18 protein-coding genes are annotated in these 16108 nt (G+C 72.7%); 6 read left to right on the top strand and 12 right to left on the bottom strand.

Annotated features, from left to right (window positions below):
* On the top strand, window positions 1-527 hold a 527-nt coding region (locus tag G5C62_RS19440; RefSeq protein WP_206330738.1), incomplete at its 5' end, for a hypothetical protein.
* A 45-nt stretch (window positions 528-572) separates the two neighbouring features.
* Here the strand turns inward: G5C62_RS19440 and G5C62_RS19435 are convergent.
* Window positions 573-1949: a dicarboxylate/amino acid:cation symporter gene (locus tag G5C62_RS19435; protein ID WP_164702317.1), complete on the bottom strand. Its 1377-nt coding sequence runs from the start codon at window positions 1947-1949 to the stop codon at window positions 573-575.
* Window positions 1950-2289: 340 nt separating this feature from the next.
* Between G5C62_RS19435 and G5C62_RS19430 the strand changes: the two genes are divergently transcribed.
* The 3 genes from G5C62_RS19430 to G5C62_RS19420 all read left to right on the top strand — a co-directional run bounded on the left by G5C62_RS19430 (window position 2290) and on the right by G5C62_RS19420 (window position 4784).
* Complete coding sequence (locus tag G5C62_RS19430) at window positions 2290-2958, top strand: DedA family protein (RefSeq protein WP_164702316.1); 669 nt, start codon at window positions 2290-2292, stop codon at window positions 2956-2958.
* A gap of 4 nt (window positions 2959-2962) precedes the next feature.
* The gene (locus G5C62_RS19425) at window positions 2963-3694 is read left to right on the top strand and encodes a YqjF family protein (protein WP_036340134.1); all 732 of its coding nucleotides are present in this window, start codon (window positions 2963-2965) and stop codon (window positions 3692-3694) included.
* A 61-nt stretch (window positions 3695-3755) separates the two neighbouring features.
* Window positions 3756-4784, top strand: coding sequence for a Gfo/Idh/MocA family oxidoreductase (locus G5C62_RS19420; RefSeq protein WP_206330737.1), 1029 nt, complete (start codon window positions 3756-3758; stop codon window positions 4782-4784).
* Window positions 4785-4838: 54 nt separating this feature from the next.
* On the opposite strand, the gene G5C62_RS19415 is transcribed toward G5C62_RS19420, so the two are convergent.
* The 3 genes from G5C62_RS19415 to G5C62_RS19405 all read right to left on the bottom strand — a co-directional run bounded on the left by G5C62_RS19415 (window position 4839) and on the right by G5C62_RS19405 (window position 7655).
* The gene (locus G5C62_RS19415) at window positions 4839-5084 is read right to left on the bottom strand and encodes a helix-turn-helix transcriptional regulator (RefSeq protein ID WP_036340139.1); all 246 of its coding nucleotides are present in this window, start codon (window positions 5082-5084) and stop codon (window positions 4839-4841) included.
* Window positions 5084-5578: a DUF2975 domain-containing protein gene (locus G5C62_RS19410; RefSeq protein ID WP_164702315.1), complete on the bottom strand. Its 495-nt coding sequence runs from the start codon at window positions 5576-5578 to the stop codon at window positions 5084-5086. The genes G5C62_RS19415 and G5C62_RS19410 overlap by 1 nt, the downstream gene beginning before the upstream one ends.
* Window positions 5579-5645: 67 nt before the next feature.
* The gene (locus G5C62_RS19405; RefSeq protein ID WP_164702314.1) at window positions 5646-7655 is read right to left on the bottom strand and encodes a methylmalonyl-CoA mutase family protein; all 2010 of its coding nucleotides are present in this window, start codon (window positions 7653-7655) and stop codon (window positions 5646-5648) included.
* A 116-nt stretch (window positions 7656-7771) separates the two neighbouring features.
* Between G5C62_RS19405 and G5C62_RS19400 the strand changes: the two genes are divergently transcribed.
* A complete protein-coding gene (locus G5C62_RS19400) occupies window positions 7772-8092 on the top strand; it encodes a hypothetical protein (RefSeq protein ID WP_036340147.1) in 321 nt (106 codons plus the stop codon).
* A gap of 9 nt (window positions 8093-8101) precedes the next feature.
* Here the strand turns inward: G5C62_RS19400 and murA are convergent, their stop codons facing one another.
* Window positions 8102-9397 (bottom strand): UDP-N-acetylglucosamine 1-carboxyvinyltransferase, encoded by a 1296-nt coding sequence (gene murA, locus G5C62_RS19395; RefSeq protein WP_036340150.1) that lies wholly within the window; start codon window positions 9395-9397, stop codon window positions 8102-8104.
* Window positions 9398-9485: 88 nt separating this feature from the next.
* Between murA and G5C62_RS19390 the strand changes: the two genes are divergently transcribed.
* Window positions 9486-10091: a cob(I)yrinic acid a,c-diamide adenosyltransferase gene (locus G5C62_RS19390; protein WP_164702313.1), complete on the top strand. Its 606-nt coding sequence runs from the start codon at window positions 9486-9488 to the stop codon at window positions 10089-10091.
* Between the two features lie 82 nt (window positions 10092-10173).
* Here the strand turns inward: G5C62_RS19390 and G5C62_RS19385 are convergent, their stop codons facing one another.
* From G5C62_RS19385 to G5C62_RS28200, 7 genes are all read right to left on the bottom strand, one after another.
* Entirely contained in the window at window positions 10174-10578 is a 405-nt protein-coding gene (locus tag G5C62_RS19385; RefSeq protein WP_164702312.1) for a DUF2550 domain-containing protein, read from the bottom strand.
* A 50-nt stretch (window positions 10579-10628) separates the two neighbouring features.
* Complete coding sequence (locus tag G5C62_RS19380; RefSeq protein ID WP_164702311.1) at window positions 10629-11018, bottom strand: F0F1 ATP synthase subunit epsilon; 390 nt, start codon at window positions 11016-11018, stop codon at window positions 10629-10631.
* A 210-nt stretch (window positions 11019-11228) separates the two neighbouring features.
* Window positions 11229-11471 carry a hypothetical protein gene (locus tag G5C62_RS19375; protein ID WP_036340160.1) on the bottom strand — a complete coding sequence of 81 codons (243 nt, stop codon included), beginning with the start codon at window positions 11469-11471 and terminating at the stop codon, window positions 11229-11231.
* A gap of 334 nt (window positions 11472-11805) precedes the next feature.
* Window positions 11806-13251 carry a F0F1 ATP synthase subunit beta gene (gene atpD, locus G5C62_RS19370; protein ID WP_036340163.1) on the bottom strand — a complete coding sequence of 482 codons (1446 nt, stop codon included), beginning with the start codon at window positions 13249-13251 and terminating at the stop codon, window positions 11806-11808.
* Between the two features lie 90 nt (window positions 13252-13341).
* Window positions 13342-14310, bottom strand: coding sequence for a F0F1 ATP synthase subunit gamma (locus G5C62_RS19365; RefSeq protein ID WP_036340166.1), 969 nt, complete (start codon window positions 14308-14310; stop codon window positions 13342-13344).
* Between the two features lie 2 nt (window positions 14311-14312).
* A complete protein-coding gene (gene atpA / locus G5C62_RS19360; protein ID WP_164702310.1) occupies window positions 14313-15950 on the bottom strand; it encodes a F0F1 ATP synthase subunit alpha in 1638 nt (545 codons plus the stop codon).
* A 65-nt stretch (window positions 15951-16015) separates the two neighbouring features.
* Complete coding sequence (locus G5C62_RS28200; protein ID WP_277424809.1) at window positions 16016-16099, bottom strand: hypothetical protein; 84 nt, start codon at window positions 16097-16099, stop codon at window positions 16016-16018.
* Between the last annotated feature and the right edge of the window lie 9 nt (window positions 16100-16108).

Below are 16108 nucleotides of genomic sequence, written 5' to 3'. Positions count from 1 at the left end.
CCGGCATCGCGGAGACCGCCGACCTCGGCTCCCCGCCGCTGGCCGATGCCACCTCCACCCGCTTCACCCTGGTCACCGACGAGGGCCCGGTCACCCGGGAGGTCTACGCGCTGCGGGAGTCCGTGGGCGCCGGCGGGCTCACCGAGGAGCAGGAGGAGGCGCGGACGGCGCTGCAGGACCTGCTCGACGACCTGACCGACCTCACCCAGGCCGTCGGCGCCGAGAGCGAGGCGCCGGAGCCCTACACCCCAGAAGCGGTCGCAGCGCTCGCCCGACCGTGGACCGAGCCGGCCGACGAACTGGCCCACCCGGAGCTGCCCTGGCCGGGGCCGGCACTGCCGGGCGAACCGATCGCGCCGGAGGTGACCTGTGTGACCGCGACCGGCGAGGAGGCGCAGGCCCTCGCCGACGTCGCCCGGGACGCCACCACCATGACCCCCTGGGTCGGCGCGGACGGCGCGCGCTGGTCGATCACCTTCCGCCCGCTGCTGCCGCACGAGTCCGGCTGCGCCGACCTGACCGACTGAGGGCAGGGCGCTCCCCGGGCCAGTGACCCGGGGAGCACCCGGGGCTCAGGCCGGCTGCGGCGCGCGCAGGTCGCCGTCCACCCCGCCGCGCTGCTCGATCGGGGCCAGCGGGTCGGCGGTCCGGGTCGAGTTGAACCGCACCAGGTCCAGCAGCCCCTCGCGCTTGGCCACGATCGTGGGCACCAGCGCCTGGCCGGTCACGTTGGTGGCGGTGCGGCCCATGTCCAGGATCGGGTCGACCGCCAGCAGCAGGCCGACGCCGGCCAGCGGCAGGCCCAGCGTGGACAGCGTGAGGGTCAGCATCACCACCGCCCCGGTCACGCCTGCGGTCGCCGCCGAGCCCACCACCGACACCAGGGCGATCAACAGGTAGTCGGTGATCGAGAGGTCGACGTCGAAGAACTCCGCCACGAAGATCGCGGCCAGCGCCGGGTAGATCGCCGCGCAGCCGTCCATCTTCGTCGTCGCGCCCAGCGGCACCGCGAAGGAGGCATAACTCCGGGGCACCCCGAGGTCGGCCTCGGTCACCCGCTGGGTCACCGGCAGCGTGCCGATGGAGCTGCGGGACACGAAGGCCAGCTGGATCGCCGGCCAGGCACCGGCGTAGAAGCGCACCGGCGACAGCCCGTGCAGCTTGAGCAGCACCGGGTAGACGACCAGCAGCACGATCGCCAGGCCGGCGTACACCGCGCCGACGAAGACCCCGAGCGAACCGAGGGACTCCCAGCCGTAGCTGGCCACGGCCTTGCCGATCAGCCCGACGGTGCCCAGCGGCGCGAGCAGGATGACCCACCAGAGGACCTTCTGCACGATCGCCAGCACCGAGCGGGTGACCGACAGGAACGGGTCCGCGGCGTCGCCGACCTTCAGCGCGGCCACGCCGATGGCGACCGAGACGACGATCAGCTGCAGGATGTTGAAGCTGACCCCGCCGTCTCCGTTCCCCTCCAGGCCGAGGAAGTTGGCCGGGACCAGCCCGGTGAGGAAGTCCCACCACGAGCCGGTGGTCGCCGGGGCCGCGGCGAGGTCGGCGTCCACCGAGCTGCGGTTGCCGGGCTGGGTGAGCAGTCCGATGCCGATGCCGATGGAGACGGCGATGAGCGAGGTGATCGCGAACCACAACAGGGTCTGACCGGCCAGCCGGGCGGCGTTGGAGACCTGCTTGAGGTTGGCGATGCTGACGATGATGGCGGTGACGATCAGCGGGACGACGATCGCGCGCAGCAGCCCGACGAAGGTGTTGCCGATGGTGGTGAGGGTGCTGGTCAGCCAGTTGGCGTCGGTGCCGGGCACCAGGACGCCGTCGACGAAGGAGCCGGCGACCGGGCCCATCGCGCGGGCCACCAGGCCGAGGGCGATGCCGATGACCAGGCCGAGCAGGACCTGGACCGCGAACGGGACGCGGCGGAGACGTGCGAGCACGGGAGGGGTGCCTCTCTGGGGCGGTGCAGGGGTGGTGGAGGGGAGAGCCGGCGCACCCCTAGCGGGAGGTGGTCATCCGCCCGTGGTCGACGACGCGCCGCCGCGTCAGGCCCCACAGATCCGTCACGTGCAGGCGAAGGCCCGCACCGCCGTCCGCCATTCCGCGGCGTGAGCGGGATCATGACCAACGACCGGCCGAACGGACCGGGACCGGAGGCGGCCCCCGTCGAAGGGCTCCGTCCCGTCATCCTCTCGGGGGAGACCGCCGGCTACCTCAGGTGGATGTGCACCGCTCCCCCGCCGAGCAGGCTCGGGGCATGCCGTCCCCGGGGAGCCGACCGTGACCGACGCCGTGCTCGGCTGGGTGCAGGAGCTGATGGCCTCGCCGTGGGTGTACCTGGTCCTGTTCTCGCTGGCCGCGCTCGACGGCTTCCTGCCCGTTGTGCCGGGCGAGAGCGTGGTGATCACCGCCGGGGTCTTCGCCGCCACCGGGCAGCCCGACCTGGCCCTGGTGGTCGCGGTGGCCACGCTGGGTGCCTTCGCCGGTGACCACACCTCCTACCTGATCGGGCACCTGGCCGGCCCCCGGCTGTACGGGTGGGCCCGGCCGGGGAGCCGGCGGCGGGCAGCGCTGGACCGGGCGTCGCGGTTGCTGGCCGCGCGCGGCGGCGTCCTGCTGGTCACCGCCCGGTACGTGCCGGGCCTGCGGACGGCGGTGACGCTGACCGCCGGGGCGGTGGGCTGGCCGCTGCGCCGGTTCACGCCCTTCGCCGCGCTGGCCGCCCTGACCTGGGCCGGCTGGTCGGCCGGCATCGGGTACGTCGGCGGGCTGGCCTTCGAGCGCGACCCGCTGCGCGGCCTGCTGCTGGGGCTCGGACTGGCCCTGGCTCTGGCTGCGCTGGGCGAGGGACTCCGGTTCCTCCTGCACCGGCGACGGAGCTCCGACGACACGACGGCATCCGGCGACACAGGGGCCGAGCGCACCCCCACCGAGGTGGGGGCAGGCTGACCGGGTGAGCACCGTCGAGAGCATCACCCCCACCACCCCGCGACCGGTGAGCCGCACCGTCTTCACCCAGGGCTGGCGGGACGTCACGTTCCTGCACTGGGCCGTCGACCCGGCCCTGGTCGCCCCGCTGCTGCCGGCCGGCACCGAGCCCGACGAGCTGGACGGCGCGACCTACGTCGGCCTCATCCCCTTCCGGATGCGCCGGATCGGCCTGCTCGGGGCGCCGGGGCTGCCCTACCTCGGCTCCTTCGCTGAGACGAACGTGCGGCTGTACTCGGTGGATGCGCAGGGACGGCGGGGCGTGGTCTTCCGGTCGCTGGAGGCCGACCGGCTGCTGCCGGTGCTCGCCGCCCGCTGGGTCGCCCGCCTGCCCTACCTGTGGTCCCGGATGCGCATCGCCCGTGACGGCGACCAGCTCACCTACCGGGCGGCCCGTCGGTGGCCCGGGCCCCGGGGCGCCGGGGGCACCATCGCCGTCCGGGTGGGTGACCGGCTGACCGACCCCGGTCCGCTGCCGCGGTTCCTCACCAGCCGTTGGGGGCTGCACCAGACCACCCTGGGCCGGCTGGCCTACTGGCCGAACGAGCACCCGGAGTGGCCACTGCACGCCGCGGAGCTGCTCGACCTCGAGGACGACCTGGTCGCCGCCGCCGGCCTGCCCACGGTGGGCGGCGCCCCGGACAGCGTGCTCTTCTCCCCCGGCGTCGACGTCCGGTTCGGCCCGCGGCTGCCGTGACCGGCACGATGACCCGGCACGCCCCCGACGCGGCACACCTGACCCGAGGAGCACGAGACTGATGGAACCCGTTCGGTTCGGCCTGGTGGGGTACGGCTTCGGCGGCCGGTACTTCCACGCCCCGCTGCTCGCCGCCGCCGCGGAGTGCGACCTCGTCGTCGTGGCGACCTCCTCGACCGAGCGCCGCGAGCTGCTCAGCCGCGAGCACCCGGGTGCGACCGCCGTCGGCTCCCTGGCCGAGCTGGCCGCGGCCGGCGTCGAGGCGGTGGCCATCTCGACACCCGCCGACACCCACACCGCGCTCACCGACGAGGCGCTCGACCTCGGCCTGGCCGTCGTCTGCGACAAGCCCTTCGCACTGGACGCCCCCTCCGCCCGGTCCAGTGCCGAGCGGGCCCACCGGCTCGGCCTGCCGCTGGCGCCGTACCAGAACCGCCGCTGGGACTCCGACTTCCGCACCGTCCAGGCCCTCGCCGAGGCCGGGACGCTGGGCCGGATCACCCGGTTCGAGTCCCGGTTCGAGCGGTTCACGCCCGACCCCGGCCCGGCACCGTCCGGAGGCGGCACGCTGCTGGACTTCGGCAGCCACCTGGTCGACCAGGCCCTGGTGCTGCTCGGCCCGGTGACGTCGGTCTACGCCGAGTGGCGGGTGCGCCCGAACGGGCTGGACGACGACGTCTTCATCGCCCTGACGCACACCGACGGAGCCCGCTCGCACCTGGCCGGCAGCTGGAGCGAGGGCGCACCGGGCAACCGGTTCCGGGTCACCGGCACGGCCGGCAGCTACGTCGTCGGCGGGCCGATGGACGGCCAGGAGGACGCACTGATCGCCGGGGAGACCCCGGCCACGCTCGGGCCGGACTGGGGCGCCGAGCCGGCGGAGCGCTGGGGTCGGGTCCGGCGGGGGGACCACGAGGACCGGGTGCCCACCCTGCCCGGCGCCTGGGACACGTTCTACCCGGCGTTCGCCGCCGCGGTCCGCGGCCTGGGCCTGGTGCCGGTCGAGCCGCGGGACGCCGTCGCCTCGCTCACCGTGCTCGACGCCGCCCGCCGCAGCGCGACCGAGGGCGTCGTCGTCCGGCTCGGGTGACGGCCGGGGCAACCCGCCGGTCGGTCACCGGGTCCGCATGGAGCACGGACCCGGTCACCGGCGGGCCGCCTGCACGGCCAACGGCTCGGCGTGGTCGTCCTCGACCCACTCGAGGAGGTCGCCGGGCTGGCAGTCCAGCACCCGGCACATCGCCTCCAGGGTGCTGAAGCGGACGGCCTTGGCCCGGCCGTTCTTCAGCACCGCCACGTTGGCCGGGGTGAGCCCGACCCGCTCGGCGAACTCCCCGACGCTCATCTTCCGCTTGGCCAGCTCAACGTCGATGCGCACGACGATCGCCATCAGATGACCGCTTCCATGTCGGTCCGCAGCGTGGTGGCCTGCTGCAGCAGCGCGCGCATGACCACCATCAGCAGCCCCACCACGGCACCGACCAGCAGCAGCACCAGCAGGAGCACCGGCGGGCCCGGGTCGTCGCTGACCTCGTCGATGATGAAGTAGTACGAGCTCACGAAGGCGCCCAGGAGCATGAGCCAGCCGACGGCCATCGCCGCCACGATCGCGTTGACCCACGGCAGCGACCTCGCGCTGAAGATGCAGTCCGTCCGGACCATGGTCAGCAGCTGCCAGGTGCAGACGACGACGACCTGGACGCACGCCAGCCCCAGGACCGAGACCGCGAGCATCGTCCACCGCACGAGGGACTGCTCCAGCGACGGGTCGGCCAGGTCCGGCAGCATCCCGGGCACTGCCCAGATCTGGGCGGCGACGAGCGCGGCGAACACCAGCGCGAGCAGGAACCGGATCGGGAACAGCAGCGGATGTGCGGGCGACATGGATCGAGATTCGCCAGCTGTCGATCGATTGTCAATAGGCAGTAGCCGTGTCGGCGACGTTCGTCCCTCAGACGGGCAGGGGCGCCGGGAGGCCGTTCGCCTCGCGGACGACGGCGACCACCTCGGCCATGATGTCGGTGATCCCGAAGTCCTTCGGCGTGAACACCCGGGCCACCCCGAGGTCCCGCAACCGCCGGGCATCGCCGTCCGGGACGATCCCGCCGACCACGACCGGGACGTCGTCCAGACCGGCCGCCCGCAGGCCGTCCAGCACCGCCGGGACCACCTGCAGATGCGACCCCGACAGCACCGACAGGCCGACCACGTGCACGTCCTCCTCGACGGCCGCGGAGACGATCTGCGCCGGGGTGAGCCGGATGCCCTGGTAGACCACCTCGAAGCCGGCGTCGCGGGCCCGCACGGCGATCTGCTCGGCGCCGTTGGAGTGCCCGTCCAGCCCCGGCTTGCCGACCAGGAAGCGCAGCCGGCCGCCCAGCTCCGCGCCGGTGCGGCGGACCAGCTCGCGCACCTCGGTCAGCGCGGTGTCGGCCGCGCCGGCGCCCGCGGCCCCGACGCCGGTGGGCGCCCGGTACTCGCCGAACACCGCCCGCAGCGCGCCCGCCCACTCCCCCGTCGTCACGCCGGCCCGGGCGCAGCGCAGCGTGGCGGCCATCAGGTTCACGTCGGTGCCCGCGGCCGCGCGCAGCTCGGCGAGCGCCTCGGCCACCGGCCCGGGCGCCCGTTCGGCGCGCCACCGCTGCACCGCGGCCTGGGCCGCTGCCTCGACCGCCGGGTCGACGGTCTGGATCGCGGTCTCGAGGTCGGCCAGCAGCGGGTTGGGCTCGCTGGTCGTGTACCGGTTGACGCCGACGACGACGTCCTCGCCGCTCTCCATCCGGCGACGGCGCTGGGCCAGCGAGGCCACCAGCTCGCCCTTCATGTAGCCGGACTCGACCGCGGCCACCGCGCCGCCCAGCTCCTGCACCCGGGCGATCTCCGCCCGGGCGCCCTCGACCAGCTCGGCGACCTTGCGCTCGACCACCACCGAGCCGGTGAACAGGTCCTCGTACTCCAGCAGGTCGGTCTCGAACGCGAGCACCTGCTGCAGCCGCAGCGACCACTGCTGGTCCCAGGGCCGCGGCAGACCGAGCGCCTCGTTCCAGGCCGGCAGCTGCACCGCCCGGGCCCGGGCGTCGCGGGACAGCGTGACCGCGAGCATCTCCAGCACGATCCGCTGGACGTTGTTCTCCGGCTGCGCCTCGGTCAGGCCGAGGGAGTTGACCTGCACCCCGTACCGGAAGCGCCGCTGCTTCGGGTCGGTCACGCCGTAGCGCTCGGCCGTCAGCTCGCCCCAGAGCTGGCCGAAGGCACGCATCTTGCACATCTCCTCGACGAACCGGACCCCGGCGTTGACGAAGAAGGAGATCCGGGCGACGACGTCACCGAAGCGCTCGGCCGGCACCTGGCCGGAGTCGCGCACCGAGTCCAGGACGGCGATCGCGGTGCTCATCGCGTAGGCGATCTCCTGCACCGGCGTGGCCCCGGCCTCCTGCAGGTGGTAGCTGCAGATGTTGATCGGGTTCCACCGCGGCATCGCCGTCACCGTGTAGGCGACCATGTCGGTGATCAGCCGCATGCTCTGCGCCGGCGGGAAGACGTAGGTCCCGCGGGACAGGTACTCCTTGATGATGTCGTTCTGCGTCGTCCCGGCCAGCTGCGCGACGTCGTGGCCGTGTTCCTCCGCGACCGCCTGGTAGAGCGCCAGCAGCCACATCGCCGTCGCGTTGATCGTCATCGACGTGTTCATCTCGTCCAGCGGGATGCCGTCGAACAGCGCCCGCATGTCGCCGATGTGGGTGACCGGCACCCCGACCTTGCCGACCTCCCCGACGGCCAGCTCGTCGTCGGGGTCGTAGCCGGTCTGGGTGGGGAGGTCGAAGGCGACGGACAACCCGGTCTGTCCCTTGGCGAGGTTCCGCCGGTAGAGGGCGTTGGACTCCGCGGGCGAGGAGTGGCCGGCGTAGGTGCGCATGACCCAGGGACGGTCGCGGTCCTTCGGCGCTGAAGGGAACGGCATGCCAGCGGAGTGTAGGGCGGTTACTGGCCAGTAGCCACGGGTGTCCTCCAGCGGTGGCACACTCGGCTCCGGGCTCGCGGCCGGCCGGCCGCCGCCGCCGCCGCAGGGAGGTCAGCGTGCCGATCGACGCCGGGAGCCTGCACTACGCCGTGGGCCCGGCCCTCGCCCTGGTCATGCTCGCGCTGATCGCGCTCTTCCTGCGCTGGGCCTTCGCCTCGGGCTCCTCGTCGGGCAAACCGGTGCGGCGCGAGGAGCTGCTCACGCCGGTGGCCACGCTCACCCGCCGGGAGTCGGCGCTGGCCCTGCGGGCCGTGCTGAGCGACGCCGGCATCCGGTCCACGATCCGCGAGCCGGCCGCACACCGGGCCGACGTCCTCGTCTTCCCCGAGGACCTCGAGCGCGCCCGCGCACTCGCGCTCTCCTTCGGCGGGCGCTGAACGAGGACGTCAGTTCGGGCGCTGGGTCCGCTCGATCTGCACGCCCACGCCACGCAGCTGCTCGGTGAAGTCCGGGTAGCCGCGGTCGACGTGGTGCACGTCCTGCACCTCGGTGACGCCGTCGGTGAGGAGCCCGGCGAGCACCAGCCCGGCACCCGCGCGGATGTCGGTGGCCAGCACGGGAGCGCTGGAGAGCCGCTCCCGCCCCCGGACCACCGCGTGGTGGCCGTCGATGCGCACGTCGGCCCCGAGCCGGACCAGCTCGTTGACGAACATGAACCGGCCCTCGAAGACGTTCTCGGTGATCAGTGCGGTGCCGCTGGAGACCGCGGCCAGCGCCACGGCCATCGGCTGCAGGTCGGTCGGGAAGCCGGGGAACGGCAGCGTCACGATGTCCATGCCCCGCGGCCGGTCCGCCATCGCCACCCGGATGCCGTCGTCCAGCGACTCCACGGTCGCCCCGGCGTTGACCAGCTTCTCCAGCGGCACGCTCAGGTGCTCGGCCACCGCCCGCTCGATCACCAGGTCGCCCCGGGTCATCACCGCGCCGATCGCCCAGGTCCCCGCCACGATCCGGTCCGGGACGGTGGAGTAGGACACCGGCCGCAGCTCGCGCACTCCCTCCACCGTGATCGTGGAGGTGCCGGCGCCCTCGATCCGGGCGCCCATCGCGCTCAGCATCCGGCACAGGTCGACGATCTCCGGCTCGCGGGCGGCGTTGTCCACGATCGTCGTCCCCTGGGCCAGGGCGGCGGCCATCACCAGGTTCTCGGTGGCGCCCACGGAGGGGAAGTCGAGCCAGATCGAGGTGCCGACCAGCTTGGGGGCGGTGGCGATCAGGAAGCCGTGCTCGTTGACCACGGTGGCGCCGAGGCGCTCCAGGCCGGCGATGTGCATGTCCAACCCACGGGAGCCGATGGCGTCGCCGCCGGGCAGCGCGACCTTGGCGGTGCCCAGCCGGGCCACCAGCGGGCCGAGCACGCTGATCGAGGCACGCATCCGACGGACGAGGTCGTAGTCGGTCTCGCTGGAGGGACGCTCGGGGACGTCGATCAGCACCCGCCCGCCGCCGCTCGGGCTGCCGCCGGGCTCCAGCGGGTAGCGCTCGAAGGTCACACCGCAGCCGAGGCGCCGCAGCACCTCGCTCATGATCGTGACGTCGAGGATGTCGGGCACCTCGTCCAGCGTCGTCCGGCCCGGGGCGAGCAGCGCCGCCGCCATCAGCTTGAGCGCGCTGTTCTTGGCACCGGTCACCCGGACGCGGCCACGCAGGGACGCCCCGCCGGTCACCTCGAAGCACTCCACGCCGCCCAGCCTAGATGCGGCGGTGGATGTCGCCCGCCGGGGCGCGGGGCTGGCGCCCCGCCCCCCGGTCCGGCCTAGGCTCGGCCCCATGACCGTCCGGCTGACCCGCATCTACACCCGCACCGGTGACGCCGGGCAGACCCACCTCGGGGACATGTCCCGGGTGGCCAAGACCGATCCGCGGCTGGTGGCCTACGCCGACGTCGACGAGACGAACAGTTCGCTCGGGGTCGCCGTCGCGCTGGGCGGGCCGTCGGCCGAGGTCACCAAGCTGCTCCGCAGCGTGCAGAACGACCTCTTCGACGTCGGCGCCGACCTCTCCACCCCGATCCAGGAGGCGCCGGAGCACCCGCCGCTGCGGATCACTGCCGCCTACACCGAGCGGCTGGAGGCGGCCTGCGACGCCGCCAACGCCGAGCTGCCCGCGCTCACCTCGTTCGTCCTCCCGGGGGGCACCCCGCTCGCCGCACTGCTCCACACGGCGCGGACGGTGGCCCGGCGGGCCGAGCGCAGCGTGTGGGCGTTGCTGACGGTCGATGCGGAGCGGACCAACGCCGAGACCGCCCGGTACCTCAACCGGCTCTCGGACCTGCTGTTCATCCTCGCCCGCGCCGCCAACCCCGACGGCGACGTGCTGTGGGAGCCCGGCGCCCACAGCGGCGTCCACGCCCAGCGCGCGGCTCGCGAGAGCTAGGACCACCCGAGCCGGGTGACGCGCTGGATCGGCCCTCCTGCAGTGGCCCGCCGCGAGCGGTGGGGGCAGGAGGGTCCTTCGATCAGCGGTCGACCGGCGGAGCCGACTCGATCCAGGACAGGAACCCGGTCACCGTCGAGGAGTCCATCGCCAGCTCCTGCGGCCCCGCTCCGGTGCGGACGGTGAGGATCACGCTGTCGGCGGGCAGGGACAGGTCCTCAGCGGTCGGGCGACGCCGGGCGTCGACCTGGAACTGGGCGCGGCACAGGCGGCGGTTCGGCCGGACCGACAGCGACAACGCGCGGTACCAGAGCAGCATGTCGCCGGAGTACCAGGCCACACCCACGGCCCACCGGGAGGTGCCGGGCGCACGCAGCCACATGGTGACCGCCCCCAGCCCGGAGAGCAGGAACCACCGGCGCAGCAGGAACGCGGCGACCAGCGCGACCACCAACAGCCCGACGAGGACCAGGACGGCGGTGGTCACCGGGCGGGGCTCGTCGGCCGAGGGCGGGTCGAGAGTGACTCAGGCGGCGGTCAGGCGTTCTGGCCGGCGGCGCGGAGCCGGGACTGGGCCCGCCTCGCGGCGGCGACGGCCTCCGGGTCGTCGCTGTCCTGCTCCGCGCGGCGGAGCGCCTCGCGGGCCCGCTCCACGTCGATGTCGGTGGAGATCTCGGCGGTCTCGGCCAGGATGGAGACACCTCGCTCGGTCACCGAGAGGAAGCCACCGTGCGCGGCGACGACGAGGTCCTCCCCCGACTCCGTGCGGATCGTCACCACGCCGCCGGGAGCCAGCTCGCCCAGCAGTGGCGAGTGACCGGGCATGACACCGAGCTCACCCTCGGTCGTGCGGGCGATGACCATGCTGGCCTCACCGGACCAGAGCATCTTCTCCACGGCCACGAGCTCGACCTGCAGGGTCGCCACGTCTGTCCTCCAGGGTCATCGACCGCCCGTGCCAGGCCGGTGATGCGGGCCGCCGGTCCGGATGGACGCGGCAGCGGGTCCCTGACACTGTACCGGCGGCCGGGCGCCGGTCCCGCCACAGGCTGCCGACCCTGCCGACGACCGCCCCGATCGGGGGAGCTCGGTCCCTCTGCCGACCACGTCGCGGGCCGGCGGGTGGTGCGGGTTCCGTCAGCAGACGGTGCGGCGGTAGACCACCGTCCAGCGCCCCAGCCGCAGCTGCGGGTGCCACACCACCGACGGCGGTGCCCACTCGGCCGTGTCGAACGGCTCGCCGTCCACGGGCAGCGGCGCGTACGGCGGCCAGCTCCACTCCAGGACGTCGCCCGGGGGCACCTGGCCGTCGGTCTCCTCGCGGCGTCCCGCCGCGGGCCCGCCGGAGACGGGGGGCAGGGTGGTGCGTCTGCTGTGCACGAGTCGTTCTCCTGTGCGTGACGCCCGCCGCTCGGACGTACCGGAACTCATGTTCGTCACCCGGCCGCCCGAACTTGAGGCCCTGCGCTCCCGCCCACTCGAACGGATGGCGTGCCGGAGGCACAGCGGCGCCGCGGGCGCGCAGACCGTCACGGCGTCGATGCCGCGATCGGACGCCTGCCGCCGGAGGACGCCAAGGCCGGGGACGGAACGGCCGGGCAAACGCCACGGCCGGGCACCCCCGAAGGGATGCCCGGCCGTGGCGGGGTGCTGGGACGGCCCCCTCGCAGGGCCCGTCGCGAACCTGCGAGCGGCGGGGGCGAGGGGTCCTTGCTCAGCTCTTCTTGAGCTTGTCGTAGTTCCGCTCGAGGTCCTCGAGGCCACCGCACATGAAGAAGGCCTGCTCCGGGACGTGGTCGTAGTCGCCGACCGTCAGCGCCTTGAAGGCCTCCAACGTCTCGGTGAGCGGGACGTAGGAACCGGGCTGCCCGGTGAACGCCTCGGCGACGAACATGTTCTGCGAGAGGAACCGCTCGATGCGACGGGCGCGGTTGACGGTGAGCTTGTCCTCTTCGCCGAGCTCGTCGATGCCGAGGATCGCGATGATGTCCTGCAGCTCCTGGTAACGCTGCAGGATCCGCTGGACCTCGCGGGCGGTGTCGTAGTGCTCCTGCCCGATGTACTGCGCGTCGAGGATCCGGCTGGTGGAGTCCAGCGGGTCGACGGCCGGGTAGATGCCCTTCTCCGAGATCGGCCGGGAGAGCACGGTCGTCGCGTCGAGGTGGGCGAACGTGGTGTGCGGCGCCGGGTCGGTGATGTCGTCGGCGGGGACGTAGATCGCCTGCAGCGAGGTGATGGACCGACCCCGCGTGGAGGTGATCCGCTCCTGGAGCGTGCCCATCTCGTCGGCCAGGGTCGGCTGGTAGCCCACCGCGGAGGGCATGCGCCCCAGCAGCGTGGAGACCTCGGAGCCGGCCTGGGTGAACCGGAAGATGTTGTCGATGAAGAGCAGCACGTCCTGGTCCTGCTCGTCGCGGAAGTACTCCGCCATCGTCAGGGCGGACAGCGCGACCCGGAGCCGGGTGCCCGGCGGCTCGTCCATCTGACCGAAGACCAGTGCGGTCGAGTTGATGACGCCGGACTCGGTCATCTCGGTGATGAGGTCGTTGCCCTCACGGGTGCGCTCGCCGACGCCGGCGAACACCGACACACCACCGAACTCCTGGGCGACGCGACGGATCATCTCCTGGATGAGCACCGTCTTGCCGACACCGGCACCGCCGAACAGGCCGATCTTCCCACCGCGGACGTAGGGGGTCAGCAGGTCGATGACCTTGATCCCCGTCTCCAGCAGCTCGGTGCGGCCTTCCAGCTGGTCGAACTTGGGCGCGTTGCGGTGGATCGACCAGTGCAGGGCGTCCTCGGCGTAGCCCGGGGTGTCCAGGCACTCCCCCAGGGCGTTGAACACGTGGCCGGTCACCACGTCGCCGACGGGCACCATGATCGGGGACCCGGTGTCGCTCACCGGGGCACCGCGGACCAGACCGTCGGTCGGGGCCATCGAGATGGTGCGGACCACGTTGTCGCCCAGGTGCTGGGCGACCTCGAGGGTCAGCGTCTTGCCCAGGTCGGCGAGGGTGACCTCGACCTTGAGGGCGTTGAAGAGCTCGGGCATCGCGTCGCGGGGGAACTCGACGTCGACGACCGGGCCCGTGACCCGGACGACGCGGCCTGCGCCGACGGTCTCCTGGCTGGACGGACGTTCCTCGGTGACGGTCATCTGTGCTGCTCTCCTGCCCTCGGGCTCGGTGGTCTCGCGTCTTGATGGTCCCCGTCCGCGGCGGTCGGTGCCGCGGACGGGGCGGGTGGCTCAGTCGTCGGCGTTGGCCGACACGAGTGCGTCGGCACCGCCGACGATCTCGCTGATCTCCTGGGTGATCTCCGCCTGACGGGCCGCGTTGGCCTGCCGGGAGAGGTTCTTGGCCAGCTCCTCGGCGTTGTCCGACGCCGACTTCATCGCCCGGCGGCGCGACGCCGACTCCGAGGCGGCTGCCTCGAGCAGTGCCGCGTAGATCCGGGTGGTCACGTACTTCGGCAACAACGCGTCCAGCAGCTGCTCGGCCGACGGCTCGAACTCGTACGCCGGCGTGATGTCCGAGCTGCGCGACTCCTCGACCTGCGCGTCGCGGTCGTCCCGCAGCTCGTCGACCTCCTCCACGACCAGTGGCGCCATGCGGTTGGCCACCGGCACCTGGGAGAGCAGGGACCGGAACTCGGTGTAGACGATGTGCAGTTCGTCCACGCCGAGCACGTCGTCGGCACCAGCGCCGGTCTCGTCGTCGTCCTCACCAGCGGTGAAGGCGGCGATGAGGGTGCGGCCGATGTCCTGCGCGTTCTCGTAGCCGGGCTGCTCGGAGAACCCGCTCCAGGTCTCCTCCACGTCCCGGTCGCGGAACCGGTAGTACGTCTCGCCCTTGCGGCCGACGACGTAGAGCAGCGGCTCCTTGCCCTCGTCGCGGAGCAGGGCGAGGAGCTCCTCGGTCCGCCGCAGCACGTTGACGTTGTACGAGCCGGCGAACCCACGGTCGGAGGTGACCACCAGGACGGCGACCCGCCTGGGGTTCTCCCGGTCGGTCAGCAGCGGGTGGTCCAGGCTCGCCGAGCCTGCCAGCGCCGACAGCACGCGGGTGATCTCCCGGGCATAGGGCTTGGAGGCCTCCACCCGGGCCTGGGCACGGACGATGCGCGCGGCAGCGATCAACTCCTGGGCCGAGAAGATCTTCTTCGTCGACTGGGTGGAGCGGATCCGGCGGCGCAGCGCGCGGAGGGAACCAGCCATCGTCAGCCGGCCCGCTTGACCTGGACGGTCTCCTGGCCCCGCTCACGAGCGTCCATGGCCTCGGCCTCGGGCTCGTTGCCCCGGAGTGACTCACCCTCGGAGGTGGTGAACTGGCCGTAGAACGTCTCGACCGAGGACTCCAGGCTGGCGACGGTGTCGTCCTCGAGCTTCTTGGAGGTCCGGATCGAGTCGAACACGATGCTGTCGCCCCGGCCCAGGAAGTCGAGGAACTCGGCCTCGAAGCGACGCACGTCCGGCACCGGCACCCGGTCCAGCTTGCCGGTGGTGCCCAGCCACAGCGAGACGACCTCGCGCTCGACCGGGTACGGGGAGTACTGACCCTGCTTGAGCAGCTCGACCAGACGCTGACCCCGCTCCAGGGTCGCCCGGCTGGAGGCATCCAGGTCGGATGAGAAGGAGGCGAAGGCCTCCAGCTCGCGGAACTGGGCCAGGTCCAGCCGCAGCCGACCGGCGACCGACTTCATCGCCTTGATCTGCGCCGAACCGCCCACCCGGGACACCGACACACCGACGTTGATCGCCGGGCGGACACCGGAGTTGAAGAGGCCGGTCTCCAGGAAGATCTGGCCGTCGGTGATCGAGATGACGTTGGTCGGGATGTACGCCGAGACGTCGTTGCCCTTGGTCTCGATGAGCGGCAGACCGGTCATCGAGCCCGCACCCAGCTCGTCGTTGAGCTTCGCGCAACGCTCCAGCAGGCGGGAGTGCAAGTAGAAGACGTCGCCGGGGTAGGCCTCACGGCCCGGCGGGCGGCGCAGCAGCAGCGACACGGCGCGGTAGGCCTCGGCCTGCTTGGACAGGTCGTCGAACACGATCAGGACGTGCTTGCCCTCGTACATCCAGTGCTGGCCGATGGCCGAGCCGGTGTAGGGGGCGATGTACTTGAAGCCGGCGGCCTCGGAGGCGGGGGCGGCGACGATGGTCGTGTACTCCATCGCGCCGGCGTCCTCGAGCGCGGCCTTGGTCGCCGCGATCGTCGACCCCTTCTGGCCGACCGCCACGTAGATGCAGCGCACCTGCTGGGCCGGGTCACCGGTCGCCCAGGCCTGCTTCTGGTTGATGATCGTGTCCAGCGCGATCGCCGACTTGCCGGTCTGCCGGTCGCCGATGATCAGCTGCCGCTGACCGCGACCGATCGGCGTCATGGCGTCGATGGCCTTGATGCCGGTCTGCATCGGCTCGTGCACCGACTGCCGCTGCACCACGGTCGGCGCCTGCAGCTCCAGGGCGCGCCGGGTGGTGGTCTCGATCGGGCTGCCGCCGTCGATGGCGTTGCCCAGCGGGTCGACGACCCGGCCGAGGAAGCCGTCGCCGACGGGGACCGAGAGGACCTCGCCGGTCCGGCGGACCGTCTGGCCCTCCTCGATGCCGGAGAAGTCACCCAGGATGACGACGCCGACCTCGCGCACGTCGAGGTTCAGGGCCAGGCCACGCACGCCGCCCTCGAACTCGAGCAGCTCGTTGGTCATGACCGAGGGCAGGCCCTCGACCCGGGCGATCCCGTCGCCGGACTCGGTGACGACCCCGACCTCTTCCCGGGAGACGTCCGGGGTGTAGTCGGTGACGTAGTTCTGGATGGCACTGCGGATCTCGTCCGCGGAGATCGTCAGCTCGGCCATGGCTCTGCGTCCTCTTCCTGCTGGTGTCTGTGGTGGTGCGGTGCGGCGGTGCCGGTCGAGCTGGTTCAGCCGGCGAGCCGCCGGCCGCTGGCCTCGAGTCGCGCAGCGATGCTGCCGTTGATGACCTCGTCGTCCACCCGGACGACCAGGCCACCGAG

Source organism: Modestobacter sp. KNN46-3, from assembly GCF_011039295.1.
The sequence above is the reverse complement of the archived record's forward strand: the minus strand, read 5'-3'. Positions and strand labels throughout refer to the sequence as shown.

Excerpts from the sequence above, each read along its gene's own strand:
- G5C62_RS19420 (WP_206330737.1), top strand. The coding sequence starts at position 3,756 with ATGGAACCCGTTCGGTTCGGCCTGGTGGGGTACGGCTTCGGCGGCCGG.
- G5C62_RS19415 (WP_036340139.1), bottom strand. The coding sequence starts at position 5,084 with ATGGCGATCGTCGTGCGCATCGACGTTGAGCTGGCCAAGCGGAAGATG.
- G5C62_RS19410 (WP_164702315.1), bottom strand. The coding sequence starts at position 5,578 with ATGTCGCCCGCACATCCGCTGCTGTTCCCGATCCGGTTCCTGCTCGCG.
- G5C62_RS19405 (WP_164702314.1), bottom strand. The coding sequence starts at position 7,655 with ATGCCGTTCCCTTCAGCGCCGAAGGACCGCGACCGTCCCTGGGTCATG.
- G5C62_RS19390 (WP_164702313.1), top strand. The coding sequence starts at position 9,486 with ATGACCGTCCGGCTGACCCGCATCTACACCCGCACCGGTGACGCCGGG.
- atpD (WP_036340163.1), bottom strand. The coding sequence starts at position 13,251 with ATGACCGTCACCGAGGAACGTCCGTCCAGCCAGGAGACCGTCGGCGCA.
- G5C62_RS19365 (WP_036340166.1), bottom strand. The coding sequence starts at position 14,310 with ATGGCTGGTTCCCTCCGCGCGCTGCGCCGCCGGATCCGCTCCACCCAG.
- atpA (WP_164702310.1), bottom strand. The coding sequence starts at position 15,950 with ATGGCCGAGCTGACGATCTCCGCGGACGAGATCCGCAGTGCCATCCAG.